The organism is uncultured Microbulbifer sp., assembly GCF_913055755.1.
Classification (GTDB): domain Bacteria; phylum Pseudomonadota; class Gammaproteobacteria; order Pseudomonadales; family Cellvibrionaceae; genus Microbulbifer.
This window is the reverse complement of sequence record NZ_CAJXKH010000047.1, coordinates 16,850-29,613: the sequence shown is the minus strand read 5'-3', so window position 1 is coordinate 29,613 and position 12,764 is coordinate 16,850. Positions and strand designations below refer to the sequence as shown.

At 57.6% G+C, this 12,764-nt stretch carries 7 protein-coding genes; 3 read left to right on the top strand and 4 right to left on the bottom strand.

All coding sequences use genetic code 11. From position 1 onward, the window contains the following. On the top strand, positions 1 to 1,584 hold a 1,584-nt coding region (locus QZ511_RS09630), incomplete at its 5' end, for an ABC transporter permease (protein WP_295802057.1). A gap of 94 nt (positions 1,585 to 1,678) precedes the next feature. Beyond that, the gene (locus tag QZ511_RS09625) at positions 1,679 to 2,665 is read left to right on the top strand and encodes a lipocalin-like domain-containing protein (RefSeq protein WP_295802055.1); all 987 of its coding nucleotides are present in this window, start codon (positions 1,679 to 1,681) and stop codon (positions 2,663 to 2,665) included. 25 nt (positions 2,666 to 2,690) lie between these two features. Here the strand turns inward: QZ511_RS09625 and QZ511_RS09620 are convergent, their stop codons facing one another. Both QZ511_RS09620 and QZ511_RS09615 read right to left on the bottom strand, forming a co-directional pair. Further along, positions 2,691 to 3,593, bottom strand: coding sequence for an amidohydrolase family protein (locus QZ511_RS09620; protein WP_295802054.1), 903 nt, complete (start codon positions 3,591 to 3,593; stop codon positions 2,691 to 2,693). A 312-nt stretch (positions 3,594 to 3,905) separates the two neighbouring features. Then, positions 3,906 to 5,711, bottom strand: a complete 1,806-nt coding sequence (locus QZ511_RS09615) for a cytochrome-c peroxidase (protein ID WP_295802052.1) — start codon at positions 5,709 to 5,711, stop codon at positions 3,906 to 3,908. Positions 5,712 to 6,149: 438 nt separating this feature from the next. Between QZ511_RS09615 and QZ511_RS09610 the strand changes: the two genes are divergently transcribed. Continuing rightward, complete coding sequence (locus tag QZ511_RS09610; RefSeq protein WP_295802050.1) at positions 6,150 to 8,348, top strand: OsmC domain/YcaO domain-containing protein; 2,199 nt, start codon at positions 6,150 to 6,152, stop codon at positions 8,346 to 8,348. Positions 8,349 to 8,439: 91 nt separating this feature from the next. Here QZ511_RS09610 and QZ511_RS09605 read toward each other — a convergent pair whose 3' ends face one another. Together QZ511_RS09605 and QZ511_RS09600 are read right to left on the bottom strand one after the other, a co-directional pair. Continuing rightward, positions 8,440 to 11,397: a pitrilysin family protein gene (locus tag QZ511_RS09605; protein WP_295802048.1), complete on the bottom strand. Its 2,958-nt coding sequence runs from the start codon at positions 11,395 to 11,397 to the stop codon at positions 8,440 to 8,442. A 187-nt stretch (positions 11,398 to 11,584) separates the two neighbouring features. Beyond that, the gene (locus QZ511_RS09600; RefSeq protein ID WP_295802045.1) at positions 11,585 to 12,523 is read right to left on the bottom strand and encodes a porin; all 939 of its coding nucleotides are present in this window, start codon (positions 12,521 to 12,523) and stop codon (positions 11,585 to 11,587) included. Positions 12,524 to 12,764 lie beyond the last annotated feature (241 nt).

Sequence of the window (12,764 nt, the reverse complement as noted above, 5' to 3'; positions counted from 1 at the left end):
CCGCCCACGCGACTGAGACTGGCGCTCATTGCGGAAGTACTTTTGGTGGCGCTGGTGGGCGGCACTCTGGGGATGTGGCTGGGGGGACAGCTGGCAGCGGCGATGGCAGACGGGTTCCGGGGTACGCTGCAGGGGTTGTTCAGCGTGAATACGCTGGCCGGAAGTGCGCCGACAGCGGAAACCTGGCTCGGCATGGTGCTGATTCTGGCGGTGGTGGTGGCCTGGGCCTGCGCCGATTTACTGCTGTTGCGGCGGGCGCAGCGCGGGATGGCATCGGTGGCAACGTGGCGCAATCGGAGAGTGTGGCAGTGGCTGGTGGCTCTGCTGGTTGCGGGCGTGTCGGTGGTCGCTCTTCTGGTGACGGGGAAACTCTGGCTGATATTCCTCTCCACCCTGGGCTGTCTGATCGGTGTCGGCCTGTTGCTTCCCGAGTTGCTGAACTGGCTGCTGGCGCGGGCCGAACGTCACTGTCAGCAACCACTGCTGGAGTGGTCCTGCTCAGAAATGCGCGCATTGTGCCGGCTGTTGCAGTTGCCTCTCACCGCGCTGGCCTTTGCGATCGCCACTGCCATTGGTGTGCAGGCGATGGTCACCGGTTTTGAATCCACTTTCGGTCGCTGGCTCGACCAGCGCCTGCAGGGAGACCTCTATCTCGATCCCAGGCGGGCGGTGGATACGGAGGACTTGACCGCAAAACTACAGGCGCTGCCCGGGGTGAAGAGCGTATTGCCCATGGTGCGCGGGCGCGGCGTGCTTGGCGAGCTCGCCGTGGATGTGATGGCGGTAGATCCGGCATCACCGCTGCTCCGGGCCTGGCCTTTTCTCAATGCAGTGTCTGAACACTGGTCGGCACTGGCAGCGGGCGATGGCGTGATGATCAACGAGCAGCTGGCACGACGCCGGTCACTGACCGTCGGTGACCGGGTGACGTTCCGCCTCGGCGCGGAATCTCTATCCCGCAAAGTGCTCGGTATCTACGCCGACTACGGCAGGCCGGAAGGTGAACTGTTGTTGCCCATTGGAACGTTGCCAGACGTGCTCCCCGATCGCTACACGACGTTTGTACTGGGAACGAGCGCGCTCAACAGTATTCCGTGGCGGGACTGGCCGGCACAGTATCCCTGGCTGGCGGGCAGCCGCCTGCGCGATCAGGCCGGGCTCAAGCAGGCCGCCAATGCCGCCTTTGATCGCACTTTCCAGATGACCCGCATGCTGAACACCCTGACGCTGGTACTGGCGGGCACGGCGCTGGCACTGATGGGGCTGGTGATTTTCCGCCTGCGGCAGGCCAGTTACACCTTGCTGCATGTGTACGGTGTACCACTAGCTAGCCTGCGCCGACGGCTGATCGTACACAGTATGCTGGTGACCGGTTTGCTCGCATTGCTGGCTACGCCGATGGGTATCTTTCTCGGCTGGGTACTGGTGGCCAGACTCAACCCTGCGGCCTTTGGCTGGGCGCTGCCGCTGCATCTTTATCCCGGCTTCTGGTTACAGGTGTGGCTGGCCTGTCTGCTGATCGGGGCCTTGGTGGGTGTGCTGGTGGGCAATCCCGTGCGGCTGGAGTCCCTGAAGAATGAGTAATATGGGAATCAACCGGCTGCGGTTACTGCTGATAATGTTTCTGTTGCTGGCGGCGTGCGCAAAAGATTCGAACGAGGGAAGTTCGATTGCGGCCTTGACCGATCCCCCCCAAGGCTTCCGTCAGGCCGCGCCGGAGATGACCGTAAACCTGCCGGAGGATATGGGGCCGCATCCGGAATACCGTCTCGAGTGGTGGTATCTGACCGCCAACCTGAAAAGTGCCGATGGCCAGCGTTTTGGGGTTCAGTGGACTCTGTTCCGCAACGGCATTCGTCCGGGTCCATTCGAAAGTGAGGAGCCTGGCTGGCAGCGCAACGAACTCTGGCTCGCCCATGCCGCGCTCAGCCGCCCCGATGATCATCACTTTTCGGACCGCGCCGCCCGCGGCGGCACCGGCCAGGCGGGAGTAACGGCACAGCCGTTCAGTGCCTGGATCGACCACTGGCAGCTCGAAAGCCGCAACGACGGCACCTGGGAGCTGAGCGTAGATGACAGCGATTTTAGTTATCGCCTTCAGATACAGCCACAGTTGCCTGTTGTGCTGAACGGCGAGCGCGGCTTCAGCGCCAAGTCTGCGGGTGGCGGTGGCTCGATGTATTTCAGCTACCCGTTACGCGTCGTCGGTGGTGAAGTTGTCATCGGCGGTGAAAGGTTTGCAGTAAGCGGGCAGGGCTGGTTCGACCGGGAATGGAGCAGTCAGTACCTGAAACCGGACCAGCACGGCTGGGACTGGATGGCCCTGCACCTGCAGGACGGCCGTCACCTGATGCTGTTCCGCGTGCGTGGCGCGGAGGATTTCCATTCGGGCACGCTGGTTTCGGCAGACGGCACCAGCCGGAGACTGAGTACTGATGAATTCACTCTGCAACCGCAGGAATACCGCGACAGCCGTTTCGGGGAGGTGCCTGTGGTGTGGCAGTTACAAGTACCTTCAGCAGAGCTGAATCTGGAGATCCGATCCTGGCCCGGTGATTACTGGAATCCGGGGAATCTGCGCTATTGGGAGGGACCGGTAACGGTCAGTGGCAGTGGCAGTGTTACAGGGGAAGGGTATCTGGAGATGACCGGGTACGGGGGCTGACAAGCCCCCTTTCTATAAAGCCGGTTTACTGGACTATTTTGTCATCGAGGCGTAAAAAACGAGCGGCATTGTTATATAAAATATCTCTTTTTTCTGATTCTGATAAAAACGGGGCCTCAGTGATTGCGGCGATACTTTTCTCAATACTGTCTGGCCAAATCATTTGATCAGATCCATACATGATGCGCTTTCCAAAGCCTGCGTTCACCATTCTTTTCAAATAGTGATAGAACTCTTTTTGTGGTAACACCCAGTCAATCACCGAGATATCGACATAAACCTGCGGGTGCGCGTAAAGCAGACCAATCATCTCGTCCAGCATGGGCCAGCCCGCGTGGGCGACATATAATCGCAGCTTCGGATGCTTTATCAAAACATCTTCCAGCAGTAGTGGGTTGGAATTGCTCATCCGGTATTTGGTCATGCCCATATAGGCAGCACCGGGAGGTCCTAGCCCCATATGCAGGCCAATGGGGACATCAAGCTCTTCTGCCAGTGAAAAATACGGATCCAGCTTGGGGTTATCTGGCGCGAAGCCCGCATATTGCGGCCCTGATTCGGAGAGGATCTCGCATTTCTTCTCTTTGATAAGTTGTCGAATCTCAGCAATTTTCTCCATGCCGAAAAAGCTGCACCCTTTGATGATTCTATCTGGAGCGAGGGCTGCATACTCATGGACTTTTGTGCCGCTGGTTACCGCTAAAACAATATTGTTTTTCTTGAGTGCTGCGATGCTATCTAATTTAACTTGTTCTGTGGTTTCCGGGGCCAGTAAACCGGTTAATGGTTCGCGAGCGGGCATGTCTCCGAGTGGATGGGCGTGCAAATGCATATCGATTATCGGTAATCGCTCTTCACTGGATTGAGCGAATAGTGAAAGAGGAATGAAAAGAAAAATCGAACTAACGTATATAATGTATTTTTTCATGCTTCCCTGCTTAGTCTTTAGCTGATTTGATTTTAATAGCTACAGTGAGAAGCTATTAAAAATAAACTTTATATGCAAGCAGGTGTGATTCCGCGATATGGGGCTTGAATTGCCTCTATTGGATTACCGCGGTAGTCGTTTCGGGTGGATGCCGGTGGTCTGGCAGCTACAGATACCGTCTGAAGGTCTCGATCTGGAAATGACCGGGCACGGACGCTGATGTGGGCGGGGCGATTCCGCGGCTGCAATAAAAAAGGGGCATTTGCCCCTTTTTTATCACTACTGCGTACCGCTCCCAATTTTCAATTGGTTTCAATTCAGGCTGTGCCAGTCCTCGCCCAGTAAGCTCATGGCTTCCTCAAGGCTGACGCAGTCATCACTGGAGGCATCCTCATCGCAGATCATGGTGCCAAGATCACCGCCACCCAGTTCCGCGGCCAGCGGATTGACCACGCCAAATTGCAGTAACGCTGGCGGCTGTGCGGTATGCATATCGCTCAGGGTTTCCATATAGGCCACCAGTGCATTCTCGTGGGCTTCGGTTACCGGTTGCTGCGGGCTGCCGAGTGCGCCCACCAGGAACCCGGGGGTCTCGCCCAGGGGAAACTCCGGATCCGGCCAGCAGTCGTTTGCCAGCGCGACGGCCTCGGTAAGCGGCGTTCCGGGGGGCAAAACTTCTTCATTGGGGCCCAGTAGCTCTCCGTTGGCGAGCATGGTATTGCAGGAATCGCCCAGGGTGTCACGAGTGACATAGAAGTGCACGATACTCTTCAGGCTCTTGAAGTATCCGTTGTGCGTGTAGCCCTTGATGAAATTCTCACTGGCGCCCTTGGCGGTATTGCGTACGGTTTGAGCGCGGAAGAACCCGGGGAGGTTCGTTTGCCCAATGCTGTTCAGGGTAGTCTCGGTCAGGCCCAGGTCGGTTCCCGGCGCCGTCGGAATTTCCGGGTTGGGCGGTGTACCAATATTGTGATAGCCGCGATCGGAGTAGACCTGCAACAACTCGGAGCCGTCATCGGTGTCGGGCTCATCGCTATGGCAGAAGGCGCACTGCATCACCGGCAGGTCATCACGTGCCAGCGCACCTCGCGGACCACCGGGGAACGGGAACCGCCAGTTGTAGAAAAGGTCGTGGCCGAGGTTTTCCTCGTCGGTGAACAGAACCAGCGGGAACTTGCCGAATTCCTTGTCCGGGTTGCTCTTTTGCAGGTTCCGTACCATCTTGCACACCGCCGGATCCTTGTAGTCCTTGAGGGTGTTGTCGATGCAGGCGAGCTCTGCACGGAGCGCCAGGTCGCGCTTGGATGAGAAGGAATTGATATCTTTGGAGTGCTGGTAAGCGCCCACAGAAAACATCAGGCGCTTGAAGGTGATATCCACAAACGTATCGCCACCGGTGGCGATGTTTGTATCGCAATCCAGGTCAACACCCCAGGCCTTCTTGAACAAAAAGGCATAGCTGGAGGAGGCTACTGTCTGGCATACGTCGAACCGCGACATATCCTGCTCGGCGACATTGGGGATGGGATTGATTGCCTGGTCTGAAATGGAACTGATGTATTTTTTATACCGCAGTACCCGTGGGCTCTCGATATCGTAAAAAATTTCCTCGCCGATATGCGGTGCGGCACCGAGAATCAGGTCGAGTAGGGATTCGTCTTCGGTTCTCGGTCGCCCAAGTGCGCGCCCATCCCAGAAATTGCCACCGCAGTATTGTTTCCCTCCATTGCCGGCAATGGCGCTGGGGCCACCGCGATTGCATTCTTCGAACGGGCCATTGAAGCTGGCATACGTGTTTGTCTGCGGTTTTCGTCGCCCGAGGTCGACCCCATTCGCACTGGTGACCGTTACCTGTCGAAAGTTTATCGTCGAGTCACCATTGGTGCCGCCGGCAAATGGCTCATGGCAGCTTACACATCCCATTTCGCCGGACCGCGACAGGCTTTTGTCGAAGAAAACATGCTTGCCCAACAACTTGAGTGCATGGTCTTGCCCTAAATGGGCGTTGTCGGACCCTCGGCCCTGTCCGAATGCGTTGCTGCTGAGTGCTAACGCTGTAGAAATAAGGAGTAGTGGTGGTGTCTTTAGTAACCTTCTGCGCCAACTTTTACATTCCATTGTGTACCTCTCTAGTGCAACTAACCACCGCGAGATAGCCGGGCGACTGGCAATCCCGCCTGGTTTAAATTGCCCCCGGGTATTGGGTGTCGATATGGAAATACGGAATCGACCGCTGTCGCACAGCAGTGGTATGGCTGAAATTTCGCAGTCGAGGTTGTTGCGCGACGGGTAAGAAAAGCAGGGGGCCTTGCCAATCTCTGCAAGAAGATTAGAGGCTGATCAAATTTTAGGCGCGCAAAAAAGCGGCAGTGTGGCGATTAACACGCCCTTTTTTTGTGAGCATCTTCAAATTTTCGGTCGTGGTATTAGTCGAGATGCTTTGGCCGCGAATCTTTGGCCATCCAGGTCCAGAATATTGAGACAACCCCGGCAAAAACTGGATAATGCCGCGCCTCAGGCAGACGCCCGCCAAGTTTCCCAATCCCGGTAGTGCTCATGGAAATCAACGTCAACTTCCTCGATAACCTCAGACTTGAAGCCAAATTTGACGACTTCACCGTCATCACAGACCAGCCGATCCGCTACAAGGGCGATGGTTCGGCGCCGAGTCCGTTCGACTACTTCCTGGCGTCGTCTGCGCTGTGCGCGGCATATTTTGTGCGGGTCTACTGCCTGTCGCGGGACATTCCGACCGACAACATCCGGTTGTCGCAGAACAACATCGTGGATCCGGAGAATCGCTACAACCAGATCTTCAAGATCCAGGTAGAGCTGCCGGAAGACATTTCCGACAAGGATCGCCAGGGGATCCTGCGTTCCATCGACCGCTGCACGGTGAAGAAGGTGGTGCAGACCGGACCGGACTTCCAGATCGAGACCGTGGAAAACCTGGTGGAGGATGCGCAGGCACTGTTAATGGTGGAGCCGGATGCGGGGCACCACACCATGATCGAGGGCAAGGATCTGCCGCTGGAGCAGACCATATACAACATGACCAGGATCCTCGCTGACCTGGGGATGAAGATCGAGATCGCCTCCTGGCGCAATATCGTGCCGCACGTGTGGTCGCTGCATATCCGCGATGCTGCCTCGCCCATGTGCTTTACCAATGGCAAGGGCGCGACCAAGGAGAGCGCGCTGTGTTCCGCGCTGGGCGAGTTCATCGAGCGCCTGAACTGCAATTTCTTCTACAACGACCAGTACTTTGGCGAGGAGATCGCCAACGCCGAGTTCGTGCACTACCCGAACGAGAAGTGGTTTCCACTGACAGAGGACGACGCGCTGCCGCAGGGGATTCTGGATGGCCACACCCTCGCCATCTACAACCCGGAAGGGGAGCTGGCGGGTTCCAATCTGATCGACACCAACTCCGGCCGCGTCGACCGGGGTATCTGCGCGCTGCCGTTTAAACGCAAATCCGACGGCGAGGTGGTGTATTTCCCGTCGAACCTGATCGAGAACCTGTTCCTCAGCAACGGTATGAGCGCGGGCAATACTCTGCCCGAGGCCGAGGTGCAGTGTCTGTCGGAAATCTTCGAGCGCGCGGTGAAGAAGCAGATTCTTGAGGAAGAGCTGGCGCTGCCGGATGTGCCGCGGGAGGTGCTGGCGAAGTACCCGGATATTGTCGAGGGGATCGAGGAGCTGGAAAAGCAGGGCTTCCCGATCCTGGTGAAGGACGCGTCTCTCGGCGGCCAGTTCCCGGTGATGTGTGTGACCCTGATGAACCCGCGCACCGGCGGGGTATTTGCCTCTTTCGGCGCACATCCGAGCCTGCACGTGGCGCTGGAGCGCAGCCTCACCGAACTGATGCAGGGCCGCAGTTTTGAAGGCCTGAACGATGTGCCGCCCCCCACCTTCAACAGCCTGGAAGTCACCGAACCGCAAAATTTTGTCGAGCACTTTATCGATTCCACCGGGGTGGTTTCCTGGCGCTTCTTCAGTGCCCGGGCGGATTTCGAATTTGTGGAGTGGGATTTCTCCGGCAACCATCACGACAGCAATGAAACCGAAGCGGATCGCCTGTTCCGTATCCTCGAGGATATGGGCAAGGAAGTGTACCTGGCCACCTATGACGAGCTGGGCGCGCCGGCCTGCCGGATCCTGGTGCCGGGGTATTCCGAGGTGTATCCGGTGGAAGACCTGATCTGGGACAACACCAACAAGGCACTGGATTACCGCGAGGATATCCTCAACCTGCACCGCCTGGACGATGAACAGCTGTACGACCTGGTTGAGCGTCTGGAAGAAAGCCAGATCGACAATTACGAAACCATCATCACCCTGATCGGCGTGGAGTTCGACGAGAATACCGTGTGGGGGCAACTGACGGTACTGGAGCTGAAACTGCTGATCTACCTGGCGCTGCAACGTCATGATGAAGCGCTGGAACTGGTGGAAGCCTTCTTGCAGTACAACGACAACACCGTAGAGCGGGGGCTGTTTTACCGCGCGGTACAGGCGGTACTGGAAATAGTGCTGGATGAGGAACTGCAATTGGAGGATTACATCTTCAATCTCCGCCGTATGTTCGGCGAGGAAAACATGCGGGCAGTGGTGGGCTCTGTTGATGGCAGCCTGCGCTTCCACGGCCTCACCCCCACCAACATGCAACTGGAAGGACTCGATAGGCACCTGCGCCTGATCGAAAGCTACAAGAAACTGCACGCAGCGCGCGCTGCAAAATCGTTTGGCTGACGAGTGGCGCGGCAGACGGAGTTCCTATCTCGCACGTAAATAAAAAGCCCGCCGAACTGGCGGGCTTTTTATTTGCGGCGCAGCGCTGGAATCAGCGGCTGGCAGATTCAGGAGTTGCTGCTTCTTTTTCCGGCTCAATTACATAGCCGTCTTCATCCAGCTCGACAATGGGCATATCCAGCGCTTCCAGGTCCTTGCGGATGCTCGCTGCATCGCCCACCACCACAATGGCCATATCCTTTGGCTCGAGCAGGTCGGTGAAGACCTTGTTGAGGGTCTTGCGCTCGGTCTCCTGCAGGATGGCGTTTTGCCGCGAACGGTAGTCCAGCGGTAGGTCGTAGCGCAGGATGCGATTGAGCAGGCCGAGCTTGGCACTGGGGGTTTCATAGCTGAGGGCTTCCTGCTGGCCGATGGCCGAGCGCAGGTAGCTGAATTCGGCCTCGGTCATGCCTTCGCCGTCGTAGGTTTCCAGTTCCGTCAGTACCTCGTTCAGCGCGTCGGCGGTTGCCTCTTTTTTCACCTCCGAGCTGAACATGTAGGAACCTTCCTGCGGTTCTCCCAGCAGATAGGTGCGGGCGCCGTAGGTATAGCCCTTGTCTTCCCGCAGGTTCAGGTTGATGCGACTGTTGAAGTTGCCACCCAGCGGGAAGTTGCCCAGGTAGGCGAGATAGTAGTCTCCCAGGGCATCGTAGGGCAGGGCGTGCTGGCTTACCCGCAGGCTGGACTGGGCTGCGCCTTCCTTGTTGACCAGGTACAGGGTGCGGCCCTTGATCTGCGGTTTTTCAAACGCCATGGCCGGGCGATTGGGCTGGGATACCTTCAGCTGTGCCAGGTCGTCCAGCGCCTTTACGATGGTGTCGTGTGGCAGGCTGGTGCTCACGGTTACACCGCCGAAATGTGTGGGGAAGTGGGTTTTGTAGTAGCCCTTGATATCGTCCAGGGTGATATTGGCTACGGTGCCCGGCAGGCCGTTACCGGGGAAGCTGAGCGGGTGTTCCGGTCCGCGCATTACGGCACCCACGGCCCGGGTTGCAAGGCCCTGTGGCGTTTTGCGGGCCTGCTGCAGGCCTTCGATGGTCTGCTGTTTGATCCGGGCGAAGTCTTCCTCGGTGAACGCGGGCTGGAAAATGCGTTCGAGCAGCAGCGGTACCGCCTTGTCCAGGTGCTTGGCGAGTACGTTGAGGGTAACGGTGGTGTCGTAATCACCGGCATGGATACTGATGCCGGCACCCAGGCGCTTGAGTTCTTCGGTGAACTCCGCGGCGCTGCGTTCGGTGGTGGCTTCCGCCATCAGTGAGACCATCAGAGAGGTGAGGCCCGCCTTGCCCTGAGGCTCATCGCGCTGGCCAACTCCGAATACCGCCTGCACGGTGACCGTGGGCGTCTCGTCATTTTGCACCGCCAGCAGACGCACGCCATTTTTCAGCTTGCCGTCGCGGATGCTCGGCAGTTCCACCTGCGGATTTACTCCCGGGGTGGGCTTAACACTGCGGTCGAAGCTGTCTTTTACCGGGCGCAGGGCCAGGGCCTGATTGTCGTCGCCGTAGCTTTCCGGGACGGTCCGCTGCCACTCAAAGTTCTGTGGCGCCGCGGCCAGTTCCTGTTTGCCATTGGGCACAATGCTCAGCAGTACCGCCGGCTTGGCGGCGATGTACTGGTCGAATACCCGGGTGACGTCATCGGTTGCAACGGACAGGTACGCGTTGATTTCGTCGTCGATACCTTTGGGGCTACCGGTGAAGGTCTCGAATGCCGCGAGGGTGGACACCTTGCCGGAGACCGACTGCAGGCCGAACACGCGGCTGGATTCATAGCCGGCTTTGAATTTCACCAGGTCGTCTTCGGTAACACCGCGCTCGGCGAATTCGGACAGGGTATCCCGCACTGCCTGTTCCATTTCCGCCAGGGATTCGCCGGAAGCGGGGTTCTGGATCACGATAAACCACATCTCACAGGCCAGTTCCTTACAGGAGTGGGTGACGCTGGCCTGCACCGCGCGACCGGTCTGTACCAGGCGCTGGTAGAGCATGGAGTCCTGGCCGCGACCGAGAATCTCGGCGGCTGCGTCCAGTGCCGGCTCATCGGCGTGGTTGCGGTAAACGGTGGGTACCATCATTGCCAGTGCCGGCAGATGGATATTGTCCTCCAGGGTGACGTAGCGGTCCCTATCCAGTTTGGCCGGCTGTTTCGGCAGGTTTTCTACCTCGGGACCGGCGGGAATCTGGCCGAAATACTTGGCCACCCATTCCAGAGTCTTTCCCTTGTCGATATCGCCACCGATGGACAGTACCGCGTTGTTGGGGCCGTACCAGCGCAGGAAGAAGCGCTTGAGGTCGGCGAGGTCCGCGCGGTTCAGGTCTTCCATCCAGCCGATGACCGGCCAGGAGTAGGGGTGGCCATCCGGGTAGGTGGCGGCGTACATGGTTTCCATTGCGCGGCCATAGGGGCGGTTATCCACGCGCTGGCCCCGCTCGTTTTTCACCGTCTCGCGCTGGACCTCAAATTTTTCCTGGGTGACGGCATCGAGGAATACCCCCATGCGGTCAGATTCGAGCCACAGCATGGTTTCCAGCTGGTTGGCGGGGACCGTTTCGTAATAGTTGGTACGGTCGGTATTGGTGGTGCCATTCAGGGTACCACCGGCTTCCTGGACGATTTTGAAGTGCTGTTCATCGCCAACGTTTACCGAGCCCTGGAACATCATGTGCTCGAAGAAGTGGGCGAAGCCGGAGCGACCGGGATCTTCACGGTTGGAGCCCACGTGGTAGGTCACATCCACGTGTACCAGCGGATCGGAGTGATCTTCGTGCAGGACAATGGTCAGACCGTTGTCGAGCTTGTATTTGCTGTAGGGAATGGCGATTTCCGCGCCGTTGCCATCGAAGGTCTCGACCAGGGTCACGCCTGCGGGCAGTGCGGTTTCAGCAGACGCGGTGGCTTCAGAGGATGCCTGCGCATCCGAATCTTGCGGCGCCTTGTCCGGGCCTTTGCTGCAGGCAGCGAGCAGAGCTGCAGCGAAAGCCATGGCGATTTTGAAGCGGTGGTCCATATGGGGTGAAGCTCCCTGTTATTTTGATTAATCCGTGATCCTAGCACAGTGGCAGCACCAGGGAGGCGAATTGGTCAAAATGGGCGGCCGTGCGAAGGGATGCAAAGATTTGGGCAAAAAGAGCGGGGAGAGGAGACAAAAAAGGGGCAACAACCGTTGCCCCTTTTTTGTCTGAATCAGGATCAGATTAGAACTTGAATTCGGTGCCTACGCCGAAGTAGCTGCGCTCGTAGTCGGCCGCTGCGGTTTCGTCGGTGTAGAAGGTGAATACCTTGGCCGCCTTGGACAGTTTGTAGTCCAGGCCCAGGCTGAAGGTTTCACCGTCGGTTTTTACGATGTCGGACTGGCCGTACTGGGCCTTGGCGGTCCACTGGTTGATCTTGTACGCGACGGAAGTCATCCAGCCATCCTGCTTGCTGCTGTCTGCCTTTTCCTGCTCCTCGTAAAGACCGCCCACCTGCAAGTTGCCAAAATTGTACTGGGCCACCACGCGGTTAACGTCCCAGTCATTCGCTTCAACGCTCCGGTCGTAGGCGTATGCCAGGTAAACACCGTTGTTGTCATAGGCGAAGGATACAGATGTACCGTTATCGCGGGTGTCTACCACGTTGCCTTCGTCATCAAACAGCTCGGCATCCTTGTTGCTGATGTAGGCCGCGGAAACCTTGAAGCCTGCAAAGGACGGGGTGGTGTACTGGAGGTTGTTGGATTCGCGATTGTCACTCTTGGTGATCAGGCTCTTGATATCACCTTCCAGGTCGTTGAACAGGTCGACTTTCTTCTGTGCCACCTTGAACGGGGTATCGAACTTGCCGCCGATCACCTGACCAAAGCCGCCTTCCAGGCCGGCATAGATGTTGCGCTGCTTGAAGGTATCTTCCGATTCCCCGTCGATATCGACTTCGTATTCCATCTTGTAGATACCCTTGATGCCGCTATCCAGCGGCAGTTCGCCTTTTACACCCAGGCGGGAGGCGTTGCTCTTGATATCGGTAGTCGCACCTTCGCCTTCATCGTTGGACTGGAAGGAGGCGTTGGCCTTGCCGTAAAAATTGAATACTTCCTCAGCGCTGGCAAAGGCGGGGAAGAGGGCGACAATGGCCAGTGAGAGAGCAGTCTTATTCATGGTCGGTCTCATAAGTTGAAAGTAGAAAGACTTCGTCCGTTGTTTTGATGCCGCGCAGTTTGCTACCGGTTTGTTACAAACATGTTAAAGATGAAAAATTCTTGAAGTTTTTGTGACCGAATGGTGCAGGTTAGACAGGTTGGGCGTTAAAGACTGCCTTCTGTTGGTGCAGGGGGCCGCTGATCGTTTGCAGTACCGGGCCCCGGCAGGCTTTAATCGGGCCGCCAGAGGGAAGGGGATG